General features: G+C 68.6%; 24 protein-coding genes and 4 pseudogenes. 11 read left to right on the forward strand and 17 right to left on the reverse strand.

Features of this window, described 5'->3' with window-relative positions:
* The first annotated feature begins 112 nt into the window (after nucleotides 1-112).
* The gene (locus tag ACZ418_RS22025; RefSeq protein WP_468365335.1) at nucleotides 113-1,297 is read left to right on the forward strand and encodes an ROK family transcriptional regulator; all 1,185 of its coding nucleotides are present in this window, start codon (nucleotides 113-115) and stop codon (nucleotides 1,295-1,297) included.
* A 52-nt stretch (nucleotides 1,298-1,349) separates the two neighbouring features.
* On the opposite strand, the gene ACZ418_RS22030 is transcribed toward ACZ418_RS22025, so the two are convergent.
* From ACZ418_RS22030 to ACZ418_RS22040, 3 genes are read right to left on the reverse strand one after another with little or no spacing between them, the layout of a single operon-like run.
* Entirely contained in the window at nucleotides 1,350-1,784 is a 435-nt protein-coding gene (locus ACZ418_RS22030) for a septal ring lytic transglycosylase RlpA family protein (protein ID WP_450987658.1), read from the reverse strand.
* Nucleotides 1,785-1,829: 45 nt separating this feature from the next.
* Nucleotides 1,830-2,684, reverse strand: coding sequence for a glycoside hydrolase family protein (locus ACZ418_RS22035; protein ID WP_468365339.1), 855 nt, complete (start codon nucleotides 2,682-2,684; stop codon nucleotides 1,830-1,832).
* A 10-nt stretch (nucleotides 2,685-2,694) separates the two neighbouring features.
* Nucleotides 2,695-3,414: a chitinase gene (locus tag ACZ418_RS22040; RefSeq protein ID WP_468365342.1), complete on the reverse strand. Its 720-nt coding sequence runs from the start codon at nucleotides 3,412-3,414 to the stop codon at nucleotides 2,695-2,697.
* 234 nt (nucleotides 3,415-3,648) lie between these two features.
* Here ACZ418_RS22040 and ACZ418_RS22045 point away from each other — a divergent pair, with 234 nt between their 5' ends.
* Together ACZ418_RS22045 and ACZ418_RS22050 are read left to right on the forward strand one after the other, a co-directional pair.
* Complete coding sequence (locus ACZ418_RS22045) at nucleotides 3,649-4,086, forward strand: DUF6924 domain-containing protein (RefSeq protein ID WP_468365344.1); 438 nt, start codon at nucleotides 3,649-3,651, stop codon at nucleotides 4,084-4,086.
* A gap of 145 nt (nucleotides 4,087-4,231) precedes the next feature.
* Complete coding sequence (locus ACZ418_RS22050) at nucleotides 4,232-4,636, forward strand: CAP domain-containing protein (RefSeq protein WP_468365347.1); 405 nt, start codon at nucleotides 4,232-4,234, stop codon at nucleotides 4,634-4,636.
* A 209-nt stretch (nucleotides 4,637-4,845) separates the two neighbouring features.
* On the opposite strand, the gene ACZ418_RS22055 is transcribed toward ACZ418_RS22050, so the two are convergent.
* From ACZ418_RS22055 to ACZ418_RS22065, 3 genes are all read right to left on the reverse strand, one after another.
* Nucleotides 4,846-5,667: a thaumatin family protein gene (locus tag ACZ418_RS22055; protein WP_468365349.1), complete on the reverse strand. Its 822-nt coding sequence runs from the start codon at nucleotides 5,665-5,667 to the stop codon at nucleotides 4,846-4,848.
* 46 nt (nucleotides 5,668-5,713) lie between these two features.
* Nucleotides 5,714-6,916: a beta-1,3-glucanase family protein gene (locus ACZ418_RS22060; RefSeq protein ID WP_468365351.1), complete on the reverse strand. Its 1,203-nt coding sequence runs from the start codon at nucleotides 6,914-6,916 to the stop codon at nucleotides 5,714-5,716.
* A 124-nt stretch (nucleotides 6,917-7,040) separates the two neighbouring features.
* Complete coding sequence (locus ACZ418_RS22065; RefSeq protein ID WP_468365354.1) at nucleotides 7,041-8,552, reverse strand: sulfatase family protein; 1,512 nt, start codon at nucleotides 8,550-8,552, stop codon at nucleotides 7,041-7,043.
* A gap of 9 nt (nucleotides 8,553-8,561) precedes the next feature.
* On the opposite strand from ACZ418_RS22065, the gene ACZ418_RS22070 reads away from it, so the two are divergent.
* Genes ACZ418_RS22070 through ACZ418_RS22080 form a run of 3 tightly spaced genes read left to right on the forward strand, consistent with a single transcriptional unit; the run spans nucleotide 8,562 to nucleotide 11,903 of the window.
* Nucleotides 8,562-9,611, forward strand: a complete 1,050-nt coding sequence (locus ACZ418_RS22070; protein ID WP_468365357.1) for a helix-turn-helix domain-containing protein — start codon at nucleotides 8,562-8,564, stop codon at nucleotides 9,609-9,611.
* Nucleotides 9,612-9,660: 49 nt separating this feature from the next.
* The gene (locus tag ACZ418_RS22075; protein ID WP_468365359.1) at nucleotides 9,661-10,377 is read left to right on the forward strand and encodes a response regulator transcription factor; all 717 of its coding nucleotides are present in this window, start codon (nucleotides 9,661-9,663) and stop codon (nucleotides 10,375-10,377) included.
* A complete protein-coding gene (locus ACZ418_RS22080; protein ID WP_468365361.1) occupies nucleotides 10,374-11,903 on the forward strand; it encodes a sensor histidine kinase in 1,530 nt (509 codons plus the stop codon). The genes ACZ418_RS22075 and ACZ418_RS22080 overlap by 4 nt, the downstream gene beginning before the upstream one ends.
* 428 nt (nucleotides 11,904-12,331) lie before the next feature.
* Here the strand turns inward: ACZ418_RS22080 and ACZ418_RS22085 are convergent.
* A pseudogene (locus ACZ418_RS22085) lies at nucleotides 12,332-12,430 on the reverse strand (virginiamycin B lyase); the annotation flags it as partial.
* Here ACZ418_RS22085 and ACZ418_RS22090 point away from each other — a divergent pair.
* Together ACZ418_RS22090 and ACZ418_RS22095 are read left to right on the forward strand one after the other, a co-directional pair.
* Nucleotides 12,415-12,549 carry an Hsp20/alpha crystallin family protein gene (locus ACZ418_RS22090; protein ID WP_468365363.1) on the forward strand — a complete coding sequence of 45 codons (135 nt, stop codon included), beginning with the start codon at nucleotides 12,415-12,417 and terminating at the stop codon, nucleotides 12,547-12,549. The pseudogene ACZ418_RS22085 and the gene ACZ418_RS22090 sit on opposite strands and share 16 nt — an antisense overlap.
* Before the next feature lie 46 nt (nucleotides 12,550-12,595).
* On the forward strand, nucleotides 12,596-12,775 hold the full coding sequence (locus tag ACZ418_RS22095; RefSeq protein ID WP_468365365.1) for a hypothetical protein: 180 nt from the start codon (nucleotides 12,596-12,598) through the stop codon (nucleotides 12,773-12,775).
* Between the two features lie 150 nt (nucleotides 12,776-12,925).
* On the opposite strand, the gene ACZ418_RS22100 is transcribed toward ACZ418_RS22095, so the two are convergent.
* The 3 genes from ACZ418_RS22100 to ACZ418_RS22110 form a co-directional block, all read right to left on the reverse strand.
* On the reverse strand, nucleotides 12,926-13,696 hold the full coding sequence (locus tag ACZ418_RS22100; RefSeq protein WP_468365367.1) for an Hsp20 family protein: 771 nt from the start codon (nucleotides 13,694-13,696) through the stop codon (nucleotides 12,926-12,928).
* Between the two features lie 80 nt (nucleotides 13,697-13,776).
* Complete coding sequence (locus ACZ418_RS22105) at nucleotides 13,777-14,184, reverse strand: response regulator transcription factor (protein WP_468365369.1); 408 nt, start codon at nucleotides 14,182-14,184, stop codon at nucleotides 13,777-13,779.
* A 109-nt stretch (nucleotides 14,185-14,293) separates the two neighbouring features.
* Nucleotides 14,294-14,890: a TetR/AcrR family transcriptional regulator gene (locus tag ACZ418_RS22110; protein ID WP_468365371.1), complete on the reverse strand. Its 597-nt coding sequence runs from the start codon at nucleotides 14,888-14,890 to the stop codon at nucleotides 14,294-14,296.
* Between the two features lie 168 nt (nucleotides 14,891-15,058).
* Between ACZ418_RS22110 and ACZ418_RS22115 the strand changes: the two genes are divergently transcribed.
* Nucleotides 15,059-16,021, forward strand: a complete 963-nt coding sequence (locus ACZ418_RS22115; RefSeq protein ID WP_468365373.1) for an alpha/beta hydrolase family protein — start codon at nucleotides 15,059-15,061, stop codon at nucleotides 16,019-16,021.
* A 481-nt stretch (nucleotides 16,022-16,502) separates the two neighbouring features.
* Here the strand turns inward: ACZ418_RS22115 and ACZ418_RS22120 are convergent.
* The 4 genes and pseudogenes from ACZ418_RS22120 to ACZ418_RS22135 all read right to left on the reverse strand — a co-directional run.
* Nucleotides 16,503-16,676 (reverse strand): annotated as a pseudogene (locus tag ACZ418_RS22120) (metallophosphoesterase); the annotation flags it as partial.
* A 259-nt stretch (nucleotides 16,677-16,935) separates the two neighbouring features.
* Nucleotides 16,936-17,046, reverse strand: a pseudogene (locus ACZ418_RS22125) (alcohol dehydrogenase); the annotation flags it as partial.
* A gap of 128 nt (nucleotides 17,047-17,174) precedes the next feature.
* Nucleotides 17,175-17,627 (reverse strand): hypothetical protein, encoded by a 453-nt coding sequence (locus ACZ418_RS22130; RefSeq protein WP_468365375.1) that lies wholly within the window; start codon nucleotides 17,625-17,627, stop codon nucleotides 17,175-17,177.
* Nucleotides 17,624-18,053 (reverse strand): annotated as a pseudogene (locus ACZ418_RS22135) (hypothetical protein). Before ACZ418_RS22135 ends, ACZ418_RS22130 begins: the two are co-directional and overlap by 4 nt.
* 59 nt (nucleotides 18,054-18,112) lie before the next feature.
* On the opposite strand from ACZ418_RS22135, the gene ACZ418_RS22140 reads away from it, so the two are divergent.
* Nucleotides 18,113-18,691 (forward strand): AMIN-like domain-containing (lipo)protein, encoded by a 579-nt coding sequence (locus tag ACZ418_RS22140; RefSeq protein WP_468365377.1) that lies wholly within the window; start codon nucleotides 18,113-18,115, stop codon nucleotides 18,689-18,691.
* A 162-nt stretch (nucleotides 18,692-18,853) separates the two neighbouring features.
* Here the strand turns inward: ACZ418_RS22140 and ACZ418_RS22145 are convergent, their stop codons facing one another.
* Both ACZ418_RS22145 and ACZ418_RS22150 read right to left on the reverse strand, forming a co-directional pair.
* Nucleotides 18,854-19,108, reverse strand: coding sequence for a hypothetical protein (locus tag ACZ418_RS22145; protein WP_468365379.1), 255 nt, complete (start codon nucleotides 19,106-19,108; stop codon nucleotides 18,854-18,856).
* Between the two features lie 171 nt (nucleotides 19,109-19,279).
* On the reverse strand, nucleotides 19,280-19,525 hold the full coding sequence (locus ACZ418_RS22150; protein WP_468365381.1) for a hypothetical protein: 246 nt from the start codon (nucleotides 19,523-19,525) through the stop codon (nucleotides 19,280-19,282).
* A 379-nt stretch (nucleotides 19,526-19,904) separates the two neighbouring features.
* Between ACZ418_RS22150 and ACZ418_RS22155 the strand changes: the two genes are divergently transcribed.
* A complete protein-coding gene (locus tag ACZ418_RS22155; protein WP_468365383.1) occupies nucleotides 19,905-20,258 on the forward strand; it encodes a hypothetical protein in 354 nt (117 codons plus the stop codon).
* A gap of 459 nt (nucleotides 20,259-20,717) precedes the next feature.
* On the opposite strand, the gene ACZ418_RS22160 is transcribed toward ACZ418_RS22155, so the two are convergent.
* Nucleotides 20,718-21,326, reverse strand: a complete 609-nt coding sequence (locus ACZ418_RS22160) for a DJ-1/PfpI family protein (RefSeq protein WP_468365385.1) — start codon at nucleotides 21,324-21,326, stop codon at nucleotides 20,718-20,720.
* Nucleotide 21,327 lies beyond the last annotated feature (1 nt).

Raw genomic sequence — 21,327 nt, forward strand, 5'->3', positions numbered from 1 at the left:
CCACAGAATTCCCACAAAGACGCCCTCTAGCTTCTTGCGCCACGGGGGACGGACGACTGATCTCCGTCCCCTCACGCAACAGTTGTGCTCAAAGAGGGGGGCGCCTTCCGCCATGCTGACTGAGACGACGAGACGGGCCTCCAGCGCGCACGAGGCCCTGGTACTGAGCCTGCTGCGCGAGCACGGTCCGCTCACTCGGGGAGACTTACGGATCCTGAGCGGCCTGTCCCGCACCACGCTCTACAACGCCGTCGGGGCGCTGATGGACAACGGCAGCGTCCTCGCCTCGGTTCCGGAGGCGGCCCGGCGCAAGCGGGGCCGCCCGGCGGAGGTACTGACCGTGAACCCCGGTGCCGGCCGGCTGCTCGGCATCGAGTTCGCGCGACGGGCGGTGCGGGTGGCCGCGATGAACGCGGCGCACGAGATCGTCGGCACCACCGGCGAACCGCACGACCCCGACACCCCGTGGCAGACCCGCATCGACCTTGCGTGGCGACTGGCGGACAAGCTGACGCACGGGACGCTGCGACCGGGCGCCCTGAACGGCATCGGCGTCGGGGTGGTCGGACCGGTCGGCACGCCGGGGCAGGGCCCGCTGTGGGCGCCTCGGCACGACATCGTGGCGGCACGCGTGCGCGAACGCTTCGGCGCACCGGCACTGATCGACAACAACACCCGGCTGGCCACCCTGGCCGAGACGATCTGGGGTGCCGCCGCGGGTGAACAGAACGTGCTGTACCTGCGGTTGTCGCACGGCGTCGGCGGCGGACTCGTGATGGCCGGCACACTGCACCGCGGCGCCCACGGCCGCTCCGGGATGTTCGGCCACATCACCGTGGACCCGGGCGGCGCGCCCTGCGAGTGCGGTGCGATCGGATGCCTGGAGACAGTGGCGTCGATCGGGGCCGTACTCGACGCCTGCCGCACCGCGGGAACCGCGGCAGCGGACCTGCCGGAACTGGTGAGCGCGCTGGAGTCCGGCGACGCGGCCGCGCACGCGGTTCTGGAACGGGTGGGCACGCATGTCGGCAGGGTGCTGGCCGATGTGAGCCATGCCGTCGGACCCGACGTGATCGTCATCGGCGGCGAGCTGGTCGACGCCGGTCGAGCCCTGATGGCACCGATCGAGCACATGCTCGACACGCATGTCGCGCGCTGCTCGTACGGGGTGCCCCGAGTGATTCCGGCCGGACTCGGCGATACCGGCACCGCCCTCGGCGCCCTCGCTCTGCTCCGGCGGCACCCGGATCACGAAGCGCCCGGGCTGCGGGAGGCAACCCGGGCGCTCATACCGTGACACGGAGACGTCAGCCGCTCCGGCCGCCGGTCACCCCGTCTCTCTCAGAGGGTCACTTCAGCACCTTCTGCCGGACGACGATGTGACCGGCGTCGGGGTTGAGGCTCCCGCCGAGCCGCCTGAAGGCGCCGTCGGTCAGGTCCAGGCACTTGGGCTCCGCCTTCGTGTGCTTGAACGTGCCGCGGTCGTTGATGCGCACGACCAGGGACTTGCCGTTCGCCACGTTGGTGACCCGCACCCTCGTACCGAAGGGCAGCTGGGGATTGCGGGTGAGCGAAGTCGCCGCGGTGTTCTTGCTGTTGTCGAAGATGTCGCCGTTGGCGGTGGTGCTGCCGGCGGGTATCGGGCCGTAGTGCGTCGCCCAGCACTTCGGCCTCTGAGCCTGCGCGGAAGCGGTCGCGGCGGAACTCGCCGGAGCCAGGGCGACCATCGCGGTCAGTACGGCCGCACCGGCCGCGATGGAGGCGTGCAGGGTCCGCTTGCTCATGTTCTTTCCCTCGTTTCTCGTGATTTTGACTGATTGATCTTGTGTTCAGCCCGCGGAGCGATAGGCGACGCCCACCCGGTTGGCCGTCGCACCGTGGTAAAGGCCGGTGCCGTCGCCGTGGTCGGTGGAGAGGGTGAACCACGCGTAGCGCCGGACGTAGTCCAGGTGCTGGAGCATGGCCGTCGACTTCTTCACGAATGCGGCCTGTTGCGCCTTGGACGGATAGCGCGGGGTGCCGGACGAGAAGTCGATCAGGGCGTATTCGGTGAGCCAGATCGGCTTCTTGTAGCGCTCGTGCACGGCCTCGAGATAGCTGCGCAACTGCCCCGTCGCGCGCTGGGCGTCGAAGTCCGCGCCGTACCAGTGCAGGGGGATGAAGTCGACCTGGTAGTGGCGGGCGGCGGCGCCCTTCATGAACCGGTCCAGCCAGCCGCCGGCGACATCGCCGCCGGTGGCCACGGCGGGGGCGCCGAGCCGCAGACCGGTCGACTGGAGCCGGGGCCACAGGTCGAGTGCCTGCTTCACGGTCATGTGGGCCTGATCCGACCTGTCGGGCTCGTTGAAGCCGAGCAGGTTCTTGCCCTGCTTCTTGGCCAGGCCGAGCTCCTTGTTCGTCACCGAGCCCGCGTCATGGATCATGGGCACGAACTCGACACCGCGCGGCGGCTTGATTCCTCCCTTGCCCGACGACCAGGTGTAGAACCAGCCGGAGTTCGAGTCGGCGAGCGCCTTGGTGACGCCGTCGAACTTCCAGGCGCTGATGCCCTTCTTCTTCGCCGCGGAGGTGGCGGCAACGGAATGGCCGTCGGCCGCGAACGCAGTGGGCGTGGCGCTCTGGCTGCCGGCCACGAGCACGGCCGAGAGCAGGAACGGCAGGGCAAGGACGCGTACCTTCCGCATGACGCCTCCCTCAGCAGCTGAGGTGCGCGCCGGCGCCGACGTGGAGCATCTTGGTGAACTTCTTGTACTTGGCGACCCGGTCCTTCATCTCGGCCGGGTTGCCGCCGTTGCACTCGATGGCGCCGTTGATGCTGCGGATGGTCTCGCCGAAGCCACCGCTCTTGACCATCGCGTGGTGGGGCGTCATGGTGCCGGGGCCGGACTGGGTCATCCAGTACCAGAGCGCGAGCTTCCAGGTCACGACGGGGTTCGTCGCCGCGAGGTTCGGGTGGTTCAGCAGGTCGATGTGGACCGCGTCGCCGGCCGCCTTGTAGTTGTAGTTCCAGCTGATCTGGAGCGGGCCGCGGCCGTGGTACGCGGACTGGCCGGCCGGGCAGCCGTAGGGCTCTTGCTGGCAGTAGGTCGGCCAGTTGGCCTTGTTCTGCTCGTTGATGTAGATCAGCCCGCTGGTCTCGTGGCTGACGTTCGCGAGGAAGGCCGCGGCCTCACGCTTCTTGGTCTTGGCGTCGCCGGTGTGCGCGAAGGCCGGGAATGCCTTCATCGCCTTGACCAGGCCCTCGTAGGTGTAGAGCTTCTTGTGGTGCGGGAACATCTTGTTGTACTGAGCCTTGCTGACGACGAATCCACCGCTTTGCTCTGCGGCGGACGCCGTGTTGGTGCTCAGATTGGCCGCGGAGATCGCTATCAATGCGGCGGTGAGCACGGCGTAGACGGCACGTAGCCTTCGCATACGGGAAACTCCTTGGAGTAAAGGCGGGTTGCCCATCGGAACCCGGATACGAAGCTACCTGCCGCCGCCCGGAGAAAGGGCTCAGAAATTGCTTCGGGAACGGCAGTTGTTGCTCGCAGTTGTTGCTCGGGGAGTTCGAGCGCGACAAGCGCGTGCGGAACAGGCGCGCATATAATCCGGAGTAGCTGTCGCCATCCTCGCGATCGGGCGCCGGCGTTCTTCTGGAGGGGATTCATGCGACCGGTCATCAACCGTGCAGGACACGACTTCGAGACCGAAGCCCTGGTCATACGCACGGACTACTCGGACGACGAGGCGTGGCGAGCGGTCGTGGAGCTCCTCGATCAGTCCGACGGCGAGTTCGAAGTCCGCCACCATCTGGTGGACGACCGTGCCTATGCGGGAGCGAGCCCGGACGAGATGGCCCTCTCCGCCGTGGCCGCCGACCCGGGACTCGAAGTGGTGTTCCTGGCCGACGCCGCCACGATGACCGGCGACCACAGCCTCCTCGCGGTCTCCACCAGACCCGAGGAGCTGGAAGAGGGCGACGAGGAACTCGGCTGCGAGTTCCGACTGTCGCCCACGCTGGTCAACGATGTGCATGTGAACCTGGCCATCGGACACCTGGACTTCTGGGAGTTCGCGCACAACGCGGTGCGCGCCGAGGACTAGATCCTGCGCTGGTGACGGAGAGCCATAGCGGCCGGTCTTGAAGCAATTTAGGTGCGCTGTACCGGAAACGTCGCCGGATAGCTTGGAGTTACCGCTCTCGATTCCTGTCTTGATTGGGGAGAACTCTTGTCTGTTCACCCGGCACTTGGCGACGGCACTTGTGGGCACGGTCGCGTCCGCCGCGCTGCTGACCGCGCCCGCCTCCGCCGCGCCCGTCTCCACGTCCGGGGCCCCCAGTGCCGCCGCGATGCAGAAGGCAGTGGTTAAGCTGACCAACGCCGAACGCAAGAAGGCCGGTTGCTCGGCACTTCAAATCAGGCCCGCCCTGCACGTGGCCGCGCAGCGCCACACGGCGGACATGGCGCAAAACCACTACGTCGGGCACACCGGCTCCAACGGCAGCACCATGGTGGACCGGGTCAAGGCAGCCGGCTACACCGGCTGGAGCTCACTAGCGGAGAACGTCGCGGCCGGTCAGGCCACCGCCGCCGGTGTGGTCAAGGCGTGGATGAAGTCGCCGGGCCACCGGGCGAACATCCTCAACTGCTAGCTCAAGCACATAGGCGTCGGCTACGTGAAGGCGTCCGGCTCGGCGGGTGGCCCGTATTGGACGCAGGACTTCGGCGCGAAGTTCTGAACCCATGCCTTTGAACCGACGTGCCTGAGCCGACGCGTCCGAGCCGAATATGAGCCGGCCGCCCCGCGGGAGTATGCGCGGGGCGGCCGACTCGTGGAGCAGGGGGTCATGGGGTCATGGGATCACCAGAACGTCACGACGAAGCCCTTGCACTTGGCGCACTGCCGCATCGTCTTGTTGCCGGTCTCCTGGTCCTGCTTGGACCAGGCGTAGGCCTTGGGGCAGTGCTTCTTGATGGCATCGCTGTAGGCGGAGGTGGCATCCCGGTTCGGGTTCACGCACAGCACGGTCTTCCCGGCGGAGTTGTGCTGCCGGTCGGCCTTCGGGCAGTAGCGCAGCAGGTTCTTCCGGCAGCCCTGCTGCGAGCACGAGCCGTTCTTAGTGACCTTCTCGGCTCCCTTGGGCGCGATGGTGATGGGGAGTGAGAAGGCGTTGACGTAGCTGACGTCGTACCAGGGCGCCTTCGTGTCCTTCTTGTCGAAGTTGAACTCGGCGAGGCTGACCGGCTGTTCGCCCGTCTCGCAGCGCTGGGCGAATACTCCGCAGTCGCCGATGGCGCAGTGGAACGTGCTTCCCGACTTGCCCGAACATCCCTGGCGGGCGAAGAACTTGCCGCGCCAGTGGTGGGGGGCCTTGTCCTCCGGGATGGTCACGGTCGCCGACTGCCCGGGCTTGAGCACGGGCAGCGACTTCAGGTCCTTCGAATCTCCGTCGGGCTCGTCCTTGTTGACGGTGCTGCCGATCCACAGCTTCTTCCCGGACCGGTTGACGAACGTCACCGTGTGGGCGCCGACGGCCGCACTCGCCTCGGGTGCGGCGACGGTGGTAGCGGCGGGCACGGTGCGGGAATCGTCGGCCACGGCGGCATGCGCGGCTCCGGCGGACGCGACGCCCGGCATGAGACACAGCACGGCCGCGAGAAGCAACTCACGTAATCTCTTCACCTGGTACTCCCTCGGTGGTCGCTTGCTGCACGCAAGAGCGGGTGTCTCAGAACGGGGTCAGCGTCAGGTGCATGTGCTGGGGGCTGGGGTCCTCGATGTAGGAGGCCCAGTCGGCGACGTCGTCGAAGGCGAAGCCGTAGGCCTTGCCGTTGCTGGTCGCGGCGTGGATGGCCTTGGCGTAGTGGTTGGTGACGGCGGTGTCGTAGAAGGTGGCCGCGCGGGTGGTGGGCTGCTTGCTGTGGCTCAGCAGCGTCGAGCGGTTGAACGCGGCGCCCAGGGCGGCGGCGACGGGGCCGGTGATCCCGTCGTTGGGGGCGGCGAGCGCTCCGTCGCAGAAGAGCACGTCACGGGTGGAGGGCTTGGCGAAGGAGACCTGCGCGGGGCCGCTGAAGGTGAGCTGCTGGTTCCTGACCCGGCCGGTGAATGTGCCCGCGTTCGTCCTGACGACGAGGTTCTTGTTCTGGTAGGTGTGCCAGACCTTGTCGATGTAGTCGTCGAAGTAGTGCTGGGGGAACCGGCCGGCGTCGAGGCCGTGGCTCGGGGCGATGACGCGCCGGTCGGCTATGACGAGGTGCTTGAAGTCCGGGTGGTTCCTCAGGGCGTTGAAGACCTTCACGCGGCCGCCGGCGGGCAGCCGGCCGGTGCTGTGGTTCTTCGCTCCGTTCAGCCCGATCATCATCGGAACGCTGAACATGTCCACCATGGTGGTGTTGCAGTGCATGCCGGACGCGTCGTGGGTGAACTCCACGAAGTCGTGCAGCACGGAGAAGTTGGGGTCGGACTCCACCCAGCCGGCCGGCTGCTGAAGACCGATCTTGCCGTCGGCGCCCCTGACGGCCTTGAACTTCAGCTTGTGGCCGAGGGCCACGTAGATACGTCCGGACATCTGCGGCAGTCGCAGCTTGGTCGCGCCGTGGGCGGTCAGCGGGATGGAGTAGTCGGCGAAGCCGCCCGCGTGGTTGTCGGAGAGCTTGACGGGGGCCAGGGTGCCCCGCCGGGTGAGCCGTACCTGCCGGTCTCCCTTGCTGCCCACGACGTACAGGTGGACCTTGCCGTTGGCGAACTTGCCGCTGCTGTTGACGACCGTGAGCGGCAGCCCCCCTCGCGCGGCCTCGGCGGCCGGGTCGGCGCCGTCGGAGTCGGCGAAGGCGCGCGGGGCGGCGGAGACGATCGCCGATCCGGCTAGGGCACCCGCCATCGAGGCGAGCGCTCTGCGGCGGGTGGGCGGGTGGGCGTCGGACGAGAACATGCGGAAATTCCTCTCTCCAGTGCTGTGTGTGACGGAACACGCTGGGGAAACGGGCGCGCGCGGACGCCCGCCCACGCGGTGCCCTGGCCGCGGCGGGCGGCCAGGGCACCCGTGGGAAGCCCTGCTACGGGTGTCCGGCGCTCCAGCAGCCGTCGCCGTGGCAGTTCTTCAGCCCGGTCAGCGCGGCGTGCAGCTTCGCCAGGCGGGCCTGGCTCAGCTGTCCGGCGATGTTGTGCAGCTCGTCGGGGTCGGTGCTCAGGTCGTAGTACTCCTTCGCGCCGCTGTCGTACTCGACGTAGGTGTAGGAGTTGGTGCGCATGGCGTGGTAGTTCGGCGGGCTGACGCTCTCGGTGCCGTCGTTGTCCGGGTCGCCATGAGCCGGCTTGGCGTGGCGGTGCTCGATCAGGTTGGCCGTGCGCCAGCCCGCGTCCGAGCCGCCGTCCAGGAGGGGGAGCATGCTGTGCCCGTCCACCTTGGACGACACCGCGGCGCCGCCGATCTTCTCGAAGGTGGGCGCGAAGTCGATGTTCGACACCTGGGCGTGGCTCGTCCGTCCGGCCGCGACACCGGGTCCTGCGATCACCAGCGGCACCCGGACATCGGTGTCGAAGGCCGTCTGCTTGCCCGCCTTGAGCCGGTACTCACCGAGGTGGAAGCCGTTGTCGGAGCTGAAGACGACGTAGGTGTTGTCGGCGACGTGGGCGCTGGTCAGGCTCTGGCGCAGCTTGCCGAGCATCTTGTCGACCGCCTGGAGCGACTGTGCGCGCTTGCGGAACTTCTTGTCGATCGCGGTCTTCTCGCTCTGGGTCAACGGGTTCTGCCGGGCCAGCCACGGCGGCGCGTTGGTCGGGAGCTTGTCGAAGGCGGGGCCCTGCGGCGCCTTCAGGCCGGGGAAGTCCTTCTTGTCCCGGCGGGCCGGCGTGGACGGACCGTGCGGTGTGAAGAGGGCGACCTCCAGCATGAACGGCTTGTTCGCCGCCGCGGACTTCTTGATGAACGACTGACCCTTCTCGCTCAGGACGTCGGTCAGATAGTCCTTGTTCTTGTCGCCGTGGGGTTCCATCTTGTGGTTGTGGGCGAGCTTGTAGTTGTACTCCGGGTAGCCGTTGCCGACGACGTCCCACTGGCTCCAGCCCTGCGGCACGTACGGCTGCTGGCCGTCGACCGTGGACTTGGGGTCGTAACCGTTGAGGTACTTGCCCATCATCGCGGTGCGGTAGCCCTTGGCCTTCAGGGCGGCGGCGAAGGTGTCCTTCTCCAGGCCGTTGTCGTGGAAGGCCTTGAAGCCGCCGTTGGACCCTGCCGTGTTGCTGAGGACGCCGGTGTTGTGCGGGTACTCACCGGTGAAGATGGACGAACGGGACGGGCAGCAGAGCGAGTTGCTGACCACGAAGTCGCTGAACGACGTGCCCTGTGACTGGAGCTTCTGCACCTCGGGCATGTACTGGAGCAGGTTTGTGGACATGTCGTCGGTGAGTACGAAGACGATGTTCGGTTTGGCCGCTGCCGTGGCCGCGGCCGGCTTCACGGTGGGGGCGGTGGCGTGGGCTGTCGCCGCGCTCATTCCGCTCTGAGCGGCGAACACCATCGCCGCCAAGCCGGCTGTAAGTGTCAGCAATTGACGAGTGCGAATCATGCTGGGAGCGTGGCAGCAGGAATCCGCCCCGGTCAATATCAGATTGCCTCCCGCCGAATTATTCCGTGCTCAGGCCAATTAATCCGGACCAGTCGCCTTGCGGCAGCCTCTGATTCCCCTGCACTCTATACACGGCACCTGCATCGAGAGCCGTGGAACCGGACGAGAGGAAACCGGGCGTTGGAGGTAACCAGCGGGGTGGGGAACAAAGCATGGAACTCCCTGCACGTGTGGAAGCAAACGTTCAAGAAGGGCGTCCACACGTTCCATCTGCCGTCGTCTTCAGGAATCAAACTGAATGCCCATCTGAGCGGGCTTCTGGAAATTCGCGAAGGTCACGGCACACGGACAGGGAAAGAGGCGTTCCCACTTCCCGACGACGTGTGCATCATTCCCCCGGGGCTGAGCCGGACGCTGGTCGTGGCACCGACCGGTGACGAGCCCGTGACGATCGCCACCCTCACCCTCCCGGTCGACACGCTGCGCCGGTTCATCACCGAGGAGGACCTGCGGTCGCGCGTCCCATATCTGTGGGATCCGCACCCGGTGACGCGGTTCGACCCGCTCCTCGCGGCCATGGTGAAGGCGGTGGCGGCCGCGAGCGAGGTCGGCGCTGACGACCTGTACGCGCAGTCGGCGGCGCAGTTCATCGCCGCCCACCTGCTCGCGCCGCACTCGTCCGGTTCGGGCAGGACAGCCGGTCTGCTGAGCTCAGGGCAGCTCGAGACGATTCTGTCCTATATGCGGGCCAACCTCGAACAACCGGTCTCGGTCGGCGACCTGGCGTCCCTGGTCTCCTTCAGCCGTTTCCACTTCGTACGCTGTTTCAAGGCCACCACCGGATTCACCCCGTACCGCTATCTCACCGAACTCCGGATCGACCTGGCCCGCAAGTATCTCGAGACCGGCGACGACACCATCGCCCGCATAGGACGGCGCTGCGGATTCTCCGGTTCCGAGCACTTCTCGCGGAGCTTCCGCCGCATCATGGGATGCACGCCGTCGCAGTACCGGACGAGGCGCTCCTGCGGTCTCGGGCAGAGCCTGCCCGTGCTTTGATCGGTCTCCTCCGGGCAAGCTCGTTCGACGCGGTGAAATCGAGGTGTGCATGGCAGGCAAGGCCGGGCGGGTGCTGGTGGTCGACGACGACGCGGCGATACGGCGGTCACTGGCACGGGGGCTGAGGCTGAGCGGATTCACGGTGACGGTCGCGGACGGCGGTCACACCGGTCTGGCGGAGGCCCGCGTCGGCCGCCCCGACATCGTCGTCCTGGACGTCAGCATGCCCGATCTCAGCGGCATCGACGTGTGCCGGGCCCTGCGCGACGACGGCGACGACGTACCCGTGCTGATGCTCTCCGCGCTGGACGAGACGGCCGACCGGGTGGCGGGCCTACAGGCGGGCGGGGACGACTACCTGGTCAAGCCGTTCGCACTCCAGGAGTTGGTCCTGCGGCTGCACGCCCTGCTGCGCCGCCGCCCGCCGGCCGCCACCGCCCCCCTCCGCGTCGGCGGCCTCGTCCTCGACCCGGCCGCCCACCAGGCCGTTCTGGACGACCGGCCACTGCAACTGACCCGGCGCGAGTTCGCGCTGCTGGAGATCCTGGCCCGCAACGCGGGCATCGTGCTCACCCGTGAGCAACTGCTGGACTGGGTCTGGGGATACGACTTCCAGGTCCGCAGTGACGCCGTCGACACCTTCGTCAGCTATCTGCGGCGCAAGCTGGAGGCAGGCGGCCGGCCCCGGATGGTGCACACCGTGCGCGGGGTCGGCTTCGTCCTGCGCGCGGACGGCGAGGACCGGAACACCGGGGGCGCGCCGTGAGACTGTCCACCCGCATCGCGCTCGCGGTCGGCGCGAGCGTCCCCCTGCTCGTCCTTGCCTCCGGCTGGCTGCTGCTGCACCTGGTCACCGGCGACCTGCGCGCACACCGGGACGACCAACTGCGTGCCCGCGCAACGGTCGTCGCCAAGAACGCCAAGGCATACCTGGACGTCGCCGGCACCGACCACCCGATCCTGGAGCAGGTCCGGCGACGGCGGCTGGTCAACTCCGCGCGGGACGTGGGAGTCCGGCTGACCGGTCCCGCCGACACGATCTCGGCAGGCCCGCAGCCCGACCCGTCCCCCACACTGCCCCGCAGTGCCCCGAGCCCGGTCACCGTGGCCTCCGGCGGCAAGGACTGGCTGGTGATGTCGCTGCGCGTCGGCGCGGCGAAGGAGGGCACCACTCCGAATCTCTGGCTGCTGTCGCCGGACACCGCCGAGGACGAACTGGCGCTGGTTCGCCGACGCGTGCTGACCGGGGCGCTGGTGGCCGCGCCAGTGTCCGGAGCCACCGCCTGGGCCATCGCGGCCCGGGCGGTTCTTCCACTACGGCGGCTGCAGCGGCGTACCAGCGGCCTCGACCCCAGGAGCAGCACCGCGCGCCTGGAGCACACCCCGAGTCGGGTCGTCGAGGTTGACGACCTGGCGTACACGCTGCAGACCGTGCTCGCCCGCTACGACGAGCAGGTCGCCCGCACCGGTGAGGCGCTGGCCACCGCCCGCGCATTCGCCGCAACCGCGTCCCACGAGCTGCGCACCCCGCTGATGAGCATGCGCACCAACCTCGACGTCCTCACCGACCACCCCGACCTCGGCCCCGAGGACCGGGAGGAGGTGCTCGAGGACCTCGGGCGCGAGCACGCCCGTCTGCTCGGGCTGTTGGTGATGCTGAAGTCACTCGCACAGGGCGACCTGATCGAGGCGGACGCGTTCACGTCCCTGGACTTCGCGGAGGTGGTGGACGCGTCGGTCTCCGACCTGCGGCGCGCGCACCCCGATGCTGACGTGTCCGTGCGCGCCGCCACAGGGGTGCAGGTCCACGGCTGGGAGCAGGGGCTGCGCTCCGTGGTGGACAACCTGCTGACCAACGCCTGGACCCACGGCCGCGCCGACGACGGCGTCGCCCGTATCGAGGTGACGCTGCGCCTGTCGGTCGATGCGCATCAGCCGACTGCGGTGCTCGTCGTGGACGACCACGGTCCCGGCATTCCTCCCGAACGCCGTGAGGAGGTCTTCCAGCGCTTCCGCCGGGGCCCGGACAGCCCGGGCTCCGGCCTCGGCCTGACACTGGTCGCCCAGCAGGTCGCCCTGCACCGAGGCCGGATCACCGTGCAGGACCGTTCCGACCGCCGCCCAGGCACACGCTTCGAGATAAGGCTGCCGGCCACCACCGTCCGGGACGTGGAGCACACCCTGCCGATCCTGCACCGGGACTGGCTGACCAGCACCGCCGGCGAACCACCCGATCCCGTTCGGAGGGCTCCTGACAGGACTTCGCCCGGCCAGTGCGCATCAGGCCGTTGACCTGACGGTGCTTCCACGTCGGCTACAGGGTTCAGGGAGTGCCGAGCCTGCTGGGGATGGACAGTGGTCGGGACGGCCTGACGCGTTTGGCCTGGTCGATTCCGGACCCGCCGCGAGGTCGGCGCCGACGCGGCTGGTCGAAGTACAGTGAGTGGCGATCTTTGGTGTTTGTCACCGGGCTCCAGCCAGATCGGGGAAGCCCTTGCGGCCCGCCCGCTGGGCTGTGATCGGGATCGCGGCAGCGATCGCCGCCTATGGGGCCGGAACCACCTACGGGCTCACCCTTACGAACCCGCTCGACGTATGCGGGGACAAGATCGGCGACGGCGTGTGCATGGATGCCGGACGCGACTACGGCCTGGCACCGGTGAACGTGTACCGCTTCCCTCCGTCCATCACCTGCCATGGCGTGCACCGCGAGCATCTGTTCACGCCAACCGCGCGACTCCTCCCGTCTCGAGGGCCGTCCAGAGAGCGCCGTCGGGACCCACGGTCATGCCGTGCGGTTCAGATGACCCTGGACACGGCTGCCGGCGAGGCCGCCTACGACAACGGCGTCCTCACCCTGCGCATCCCCCTGGCCGCACACACCAAGCCCCGCAAGATCGCCGTGTCCGGCGGCGCACCCAAGCAGCTGACCGCCTGAGAGCTGCCTGGCCCGCCCGTCCCATCGCATCGAGGAGGCTGAAACCGTGGGCGCCCTGCTGTGGCTGCTCTTCCCGCTCGTCGTCGGCATCGCCGCCAGCGTCTGGGCCTGGAGCACCGGACACCGCAACCCCAGCCCGCCCGACCACGACACCTGGGAAGGCCTCGACCGCTACCAGCGACTGCGGACCGTCCTAAGCGCCAACGAGCACTGCAAGGCGGCGTGAGACAGGTGATCGAGGGACCGAGCGAGACGCATGCGCTCCGCGGGGCTGCTCACTGCGGGGCGAAGTTGCCGGCGTCGATACGCGATGCCAGGGTCGCCCAACCGGGGCGCCATCGCGGGCGATCGACGGCCGCCGGAACCGTGCCGCGCCTCAGCCGGTGCCATACCCGGCGGATAGTCGATTCAGAAGCCCGAACTCCGTGGCCGCGGCCTCTTCTGGGCCTGCACGCACCCAGGACCGTGCGCGCCCGGCGACCACGCTCTGGTTCACAGGCTCTCCGCCCGGCTCGCTCGTGACGTAGGCCATGAGCGGGGTGTCGTCGGAAGTCCTTCCGGCTCCGCTCGGAGCATCGCAACAGTCACGGCCAGGCCATGGTGTTCGAACGATGCTTGGGGCACAGCGGCGGGCCGCTGGGGTGCTCTGGTCATGGCGAGCAATGCAGTGGCGAGGCGTAGCCCGCGGCCCTGACTCCGCCACATCCGTCCGGCCGCACGGCGTGACGAGGGGCTGAGGCTGTGACGTCCACCGCCGTCCCGGCAACTGCCGATGGCCGATGTTGGGGTTCGCCGAGTCCGCACCCGGCGTGCCCCGCGCGCGCGGGCCTTGCCGGACCTGGTAGCCAGCCTGCGCCCCGAGGGTCGAGCCGCACTTGCCAAGCGGGCGAGCCCGCCCCGGTGGGCGCGCTCGGTACGGCTGCCAGCCGGCGATCTGGATGCGTCGGGGCTTGGCCTTCTCGGCGTTGAGGACCTTGACGGTGAGCACGCCGTCGGCAAGCTCGGCGCTGACGTGTTCTTCGTCGGTGTCCTGCAGCCGTGTCACCCGGTAGTCGAACTGGCTCGATGAGACACCCCCAGTAGGAGAGACCGGCTCCGCCGGGACCGCCAACTGGATACGGCCGACCGCCCGGGGTCGGGTAGCCATGCGTCCTCGTCGCTGCTGCACTGCTGGCGCGGATGCTCCCCAACCCGTGCGCGGTCGAGGCCCTTTGCGATCTGCTGTGATCAGTCGGTGCTGACGGTGGTGCAGCCGTGGCTGTGGGCCCGGGCGATCGCCTCAGCGCGGGTGCTGACGCCGAATTTGGCGAACAGGTGGTTGACGTGGGTTTTGACCGTGGCCGGGCCGATGAGCAGTCGGCGGGCGATGGCGGCGTTCGGCAGTCCGGTGGCGAGCAGCCGCAGCACGTCCTCCTCGCGGGGGGGGGGTGAGCTGGAGGGCCGAGGGCGGTGCCTGCGGTTCGTGGTCCTGGTCGTGGCGGTCTGGTGGCCGGCGGCCGCGTACAGCTGCGGCCAGCAGCCGCTGCTGGACTTCGGGGTCGAGGGTGACCTGCCGGGAGACCGCCGCATGGCCGGCGCGGAGGCCACCCGCCGCATCCGCGCCGAGCACCCCACCGTCCAGGTCGTGTTGTTCACCGCCTGCACCGATGACGACAACGCCGTCCAGACGGCGCTCGCTGCCGGCGCACACGCTCAGCCGACCAAGGACGCCGGCGGGACCAGGTCGCGATGCCGCTCGTCGGCATCAGGACGCGTGAGGTCGCTGCAGTCCCTGGAGAAGGAGAGCGATCAGCCGTCGGGGCTCGTAGCGGGGGTCGTTGTCGCGTCCGACGCAGAGGTTGCCGATGCCGCGCATCAACTCATATGGCTGTGTACCGGGCCTGATGTCACCGGCCTCGACCGCAGCGTCGAGCAGTTGGGCGCAGACGGGCAGCAGGCGGTCGAGGAAGTAGGCGTGCAGCGCGGCGAAGCGGTCGTGGTCGGACTGCAGGGCGTCGGCGAGTCCATGCTTGGTGACGAGGAAGTCGACGAAAAGGTCGATCCACTGGCGCAGTGCGTCGAGCGGGGAGTCGGCACTGGCCAGCAGGTTCGGGCCGGCCTCGGCGCATGCCTCGATCTGATGGCGGTAGACGGCCGTGACGAGATCCGCCCGGGTCGGGAAGTGGCGATAGATCGTGGCCATCCCGACGCCCGCTTGGGCCGCGATCTGGCGGATCGGTGCGTCGACGCCGGAGGTGACGAACACCTCGGCGGCGGCAGTGAGCACCGTCTGCCGGTTGCGCTGGGCGTCGGCCCGCTTGCCTCGGGGCGGCGACTGCCCTGCGGGGGTGTCGGTGTCCATCGCGCACTCCTTCCACACCGATTGACAAACGGAGCGTTGCTCCGGATAGTAAGTGGAGCACCGCTCCGCTTCAGGTTAGTCGAAGCAGGATGCTCCTGACCACCTTGCCCGTCGTCGCTCGCAGGAGACCGGCGGACAGCAGGTGCCCACCGAAAGGAAACCCACATCGTGAGCGCATCCACTGTCACCTGCGCCGACGCCTTCGGCACGCCGGTCCCGGTGTTGTCCTTCAGCCCCGTAGTCCTCTCCGTGCCCGGACGTCCCGTGGACCTCCAGGTACGCGTCTCCGCACCCGCGAGCGGCACCGGTCTTGCCGTCGTCCTCCTCTCTCACGGCCAAGGCCACTCGAACAACCTCTCCTCGCTCAACGGCTACGCGCCGCTCGTCAACCTCTGGGCCGCCCACGGATTCGTGGTCATCCAGCCAACCCACCTCAGCTCCAGGGTGCTGAGCCACCTGGTCGCTGACGCCCCCGGGGCTCCCTTCTTCTGGCGCTCGCGCTCCGAGGACATGTCGCACATCCTCGATCGAATCGACATGATCGAGAAGGCCGTGCCGTGGCTCTCCGGGCGGATCGACCACACCAAGGTCGCCGTTGCCGGGCACTCGTTCGGCGGCTTCACCTCCAGCCTCCTGCTCGGTGCCCGGGTCACCGACCCCGACGAGGGGGGAGAGGTGAGCCTTCTCGAACCGCGGATCAAGGCGGGCGTGCTGCTCGCCGCGCCCGGTAGGGGTGAAGTCCTCAACGGACCGATGGCTGACGTGCTGCCGGTCTTGCGGACCATCGACTTCTCCACCATGACCACGCCCACGCTGGTCGTCGCCGGCGACGAGGACGACTCCCGGCACTTCACGGACATGGGGCCGGACTGGCACGCCGACCCCTACACCCTCGCCCCCGGACCCAAGACCCTGCTCACCCTGTTCGGCGCGGAGCACGGGCTCGGCGGGATCGCCGGATACGACGCCGCCGAGACCACCGACGAGAACCCCGAACGAGTCGCCGCCCTCGCCCGGCTCACCGCGGCCTACCTCCACACCCAGCTTCACCCCAGTGCCCCCACGTGGCAGGCCGAGTGCGAGGCACTGACGACCGACCCCGATCCGATAGGACGAGTCGAATCCAAGTAAGCCCCGCCCCTCGGCCGCGTCCCTCCTCGGACGGTCCGCGCCGTCGGGCGCATGGAGTCAGTCAGCAGGCTGGTGCTCAACGACGATGTCCGGGCAGCCAGCCGCCACGGTGTGAGTGCCTCGACACCAGGACCCTCAACCGTCATCGGCTGCCGTCGCGCTGCCCAGGCTCCTGCACTGTTCGAATCGCAGCCGACCGCGGGCGGTGCTCAAACCGGTGAATGCTTCACGCTGGTGCGCTGAGCGCCAGCGTCCCTCACTGAGTGTTTGGTGTGCAGGTGGTGTTGGCACTGTCTGCGGGGCACTCAGCGCACGAAGATTCCGACAACTGCGGTTCCGACAAACGACTTGCCTAGTGAAGGATCGCGTCTTTGGGCACTGTGCTGCCTGGGCCGGCGTCCGGGGCTAGGCGCAGCCGGTCGACGGCCACGTCGTAGGCGATGGGATCGCCAGACTCCTGGAAGTGCAGGGCGATCCGGGCTCGTGCCCGGTCCTGACTCTCGCCGACTCCGGCCACGGTCAGGGCGAGCCGCAACAGGACGCCGAGCAGAACGGACCAGGTGAACAGGATCCAGCTGGTGCCCAGCAGGGTGTCACCGACGATCGCCGCCCGGTCCTGCCGGCGCCGGCCGTGGCCGCGCACCATCCCGAGAGCTTCCCCTCCCTGACCAGGCTGCCGTCTCGCGCACTGTATCCGGTCGCCCTCGGGCCGCCCGGACCGGCGTTCATGGGTGAGGCCTTGGGGCGAAGGGTTCTCTGCGGTATGGCAAGCCTCCGCCGCAGACACCTCCCTTGGCATGAGCCGCGATCAGGGCGCTACTGCCCCGGCTTGGCACTGCCGCCAGTGGAGGGCGCGCCGGTGGGGCGATGGCCTGAGCCGATGATGGTGAAGCTACGTGACTTCTGGTGGCCGGTCAGACGGTGGCCGTGTCGATCACGAAGCGGTAGCGGACGTCATAGGCCTGGACGCGGTCGTACGCCTCGTTGACCTGGTCGGCGCGGATCATCGCGATCTCCCCGCCCACGGCCTGAGCGTGGAGTTCACCGACGTGAACAGTTGAGATCCAACTCTGACGGGCCCTGAAATGGGCGGTCCAATGCCTTCCCCCATGGCAGATTCCCATGGTCGACGACATGCGAGGCAGGCTGCTGGTTATGCCTCGTGCGGCGGCTGGGGCTCCGCTGGGTTCGGAGTTGTAGACACCGCGAGGCAGCGGAACTCGCCACTTGGGCCCTCCACCTGGGTGTATGGACGCCAGGCGAGCATGTAGGCGCCCCACAGCACTCGGGTGTTGTCCGGGAAGGAACCGCCGGCCCACAGCAAGGTGCCGCTCAGTTCGCGGCCGTGGTGGATGCGGAACTCCTCGTCCCCTGTGGTGGTGGCGTGGTCGGGGTGCCACAGGCCGAGGACGCTGTTGCCGTCGGAGCGAGCCGCCCAGGCGACGTCGGCGCAGACCTCGGCCGACTCCTTCCAGCGAGCGTCGAATTCCCGCAGATCGGCGGCAAGGCGGGGCGGGCAGAGGGGCAACGCGGCGTTCTGGGTGGCCCGGGCGCGCGCCCACACCAGTGCGAGGGCACGGCCGGGGCGGCGGACAGGGAGGCTCACCGGCCACCCTGGGCGTCGGCGACGTGGACGAGCTGGCCGAGGGCTGTGGTGGTGTACCAGCCACAGTCGATGACCGCATCCTGGTGGCCGGTGAGGTGGGGCAGGAGGTGATCCGCCATGGCCCGCAGGTAGATCATGCAGTCCGGGCAGCGGCGAGAGAGGTGCACGAGGTAGCGGGGATTGGGCGGTGATGAAGGTCTGCGCCCCGCCGTTGGGACCGCGCAGCCGCCACCCGTCCTCGTAGGTCGGTGTGTGCCAGGACGGAGCGACCGCCCGCACCGCGTCCCCCCACAGCTTGGTGCCGATTACGCCCTTGATGACGACCACCTGCTCGCCCGCCCGGAAGTGCTGATGCGTGATGTCCCGATCCGGGGTGAGAGAGTCGGGGGCGAGCTCCCCGTCGCCGGGCATGCAACCATCGACCATTCCTCTGTGTCTCACCCCATAACAGCATGACGATTTACCAAAGGGAACAAGGGGGCATCATGCGACGAATAGGGGCAACGATTGCGGCGCTCGCTGTGGCGGGTGCCGGGTTGGGAGTGGCGACGACGGCCGCGGACGCCGCAACGGCAGCCACTTCCCGTGTCACGGCCTGCCCGACCGGCTGGGGCAGCGGCGCGAAGGGCGGCGTCGCCACCGGAACCGTTCCGCTGAAAAACATCAGGACCGGTCGGCATGACTGCTTCGACCGCATGGTCTTCGACGTTCCCGGCGGCGGCGGTTCCATCGGCTACTACGTCAGGTACGTCGACCGGCTGTCCCAGAACGCCTCCGGTCGATACATCCCGGTCCGCGGCGGGGCCGTACTCGACGTCCATATCGACGCGCCTGCGTACGACCCGGCCAGTGGCGCGCCCACATACCCGGGACAGGTGGGCCGCCCCCTTCCAGGCGTGAACATCAGTGGGTACCGCACCTTCAAGGACACCCGGTTCGCTGGCAGTTTCGAAGGAGAGACGCAGATCGGCATCGGCATCCGCGCCCGTCTGCCGTTCCGGGTGATCCAACTGGGCGGCCACCTGGTGGTCGACGTGGCGCACAACTGGAGGGGCAGCCGCTGACCGCCTGATCGACCGCGGTTGCGGCATGTTGGAGGAGCCAGTTGGTGGGCGCTGCCCGTGGGAGCGGGCAGTGCCCATATCGGCCTGTCGTCGGCGGGCACAGCTCGGTCGCCCTGCGGCGGGCTGTGCGCTACGGCGAAAGGGCCGGCCGTGCCCGCTGCCTCAGCCGCGCGCGGCCACGTACAGGGTCTGGGTACTGCGGCCGAGCGGGCCTTTCTCGTCGTGCAGGGCGGACTCGGCGAGCCCAATGCCCGCGCTGTCCACGACCGTCCGGGCATCCAGACAGACCCACTCACCCTCGGGGTGCCGGTGCAGGCTGACGGTGGGATCGGTGTTGACGAAGATGTTGACGAAGACGTAACGGCGGACATCCCACTCGGCGCTGACGCCGTTGCCCGAGTCGGCAGCCGTCAGCACCCGGCTGAGCGGTGTGGTAGCCCTGCTCCCAGGGGACCGGAAAGAACGCCTTCGTGGGTACGGCCCCAGGTCCGGTCACCTGTCGGCCCGGCGACACCTCCGGTACGGAGTCCGGTGCGGTCTTCATCAGCAGAGCCGTCGCCCGCATCACCTCCTCGCCGCCATCGGGGGTCAGACCGAACTCCACGAGCTCGACGCTGCGCCTGGCGCGGAGCCCCGCGTGATCTCGAACGTGAGCCGGACGGCACGCATGTCCGGCCGTCCGCCCGGTCGTTGCTCAGCGGCCAGTCCGAGCAGTGCGGCCGGCGGACCAGCGTGCTGGGAGTCCACGCCCCAGGGTCCGCGGGTGTAGGTGGTGGGGAGGAACCGGTCCTGGGCCTCCCGCTCGTCGAAGGCCTCGGCTTGTGACGTTGACATGACTGTCCCTCCATGGCACATGGGCCACCGATCAAGACGCTTACTAAGCGCTTGCTCACCGTGCAGCCTACGACTGATGGTGCCGTCCGTGTCAGCGGTCCGGGGGGGGTGGGTCCTGCGGGATCCGGTGTAGCCGGGGCAGTGTCCTGCCGTACATGGCGCACGCGTCGAGGCCGTGACCGACCGAATGACGCGGCGTGCTGGGCGCACCGGCGTGAAACATTCCCGCACCGCGCCTCTGCGCGCTCTTCGCCCGGATCGCCTCCGGCGGGACGATTCCGAAGCCACCGCCACGGGCGGCCCTGGCCACGTGTGTGCAACGGGCCGGGACCGTCAGCGGTGGGACGGCTGGTCGTACACGCGAGTGGGAGGGCCGGTCATGCAGGACGAGAGCGACGGGAACGGCGAACACGGCGAGAAGAAGGAGCAGAGCATGGCTGTGGTGATGTCCCTGAGCTGGGCCGGGGTGACCCCGGAGCAGTACGACACGGTGCGCGACGCGGTGGACTGGGAGGAAAACGCCCCGGCGGGCGCTCAGGTGCACGTGGCGTGGTTCGACGCCCAAGGGCTCCACGTCATCGACGTCTGGGAGTCGGAACACTCCTTCCAGACCTTCTTCACCGAGCGACTGGCGCCCGCGATCGAGAAGGCAGGCATCAACGGCGCACCCGACAGCGCGTTCTCGCCGCTGCACAGGCGCTTCATCGCCCCAGGAGTCAGCGGCGCCGAGTGAACGGTTCAGGTGGCCAGGGGCAACTGAGCGCCGCCGACGACGAATTGCCCTTGGCCGCCGCCGGTTCCGCTGCTCCGCCTTCGCGTGCCTTGGCACGAGGCACGGCCGCGGGACGGCTGTTCGAGGCCGACACGTCTCCGGCCTCGCTGGTGATCCAAGACTGGTCGCCCGCACTGCGGGCATGGCGAGGTCGGACAGCGCTGCCACGTGTCCACCGCGATACCGGCAGACCGCACCGCCGCCAGCAGTGCAGCGCTTCCCCTGACATCCACGACTCACGTCGATGACGCCGCACAGGTAGCGTCCCCCACACTCTCATCGGGTTGGCGTAAGGCGGGGCGACGGCACCAGGACCGACCCCCGCATCCTGCGGGCACTGCTGCGCGACACGCAGCCCCTTGACTCGCCTATCGAGACCGCGTCTACTCGGCGATTTACCGGAGGCTGAGTCCCGGGGCGTCAGCGCAATGCAATCTCGCCTGCTTGGACAGCACGCATGGCGCGCTCGACGGTTTCCTGGTTTTCGCCGACCGGAGCCACATAGTCGATGACGTCGCGCGCCGCGTCCGCCCCGAGTATCCGGGTGATCACCCAGGTGGCGAGGTACTGTGACGCGAGGCAGCCGCCCGCCGTGGCAATGTTCCCCTCGGCATAAAACGGCGCGTCCAGCACGGTGACGTCGCAGGCTTCGACAAAGGGCCGGCTCTTCATGTCCGTACAGGCGGACATGCCATCCAGCAACCCGAGCCGCGCGAGCACCAGCGCGCCGGAGCACTGCGCGCCGATCAGCTGTCGCGAGGCGTCGAGCGGCAGCCTGGAGATCAGCCGGTCGTCAGCGACTACGTCCCGTGTCTTCACCCCGCTGCCGATCAGCACGACGTCGGCTTCGGTCACGAACTCCACTGGGCGCTGACCGGTTACCTCAACGCCGTTCATGGACGTGACGACCGGCGTCGGTGTCGTGATGAAGGCCTCCAACCCGTCCTTTCGGCACCGGTTGATCAGCGCGGAGGCGATGAAGCTGTCGAGCTCGTTGAATCCGTCAAAGGTGACGACGGCTACCTGCATG

It is taken from the genome of Streptomyces sp. NPDC030820 (assembly GCF_055572075.1).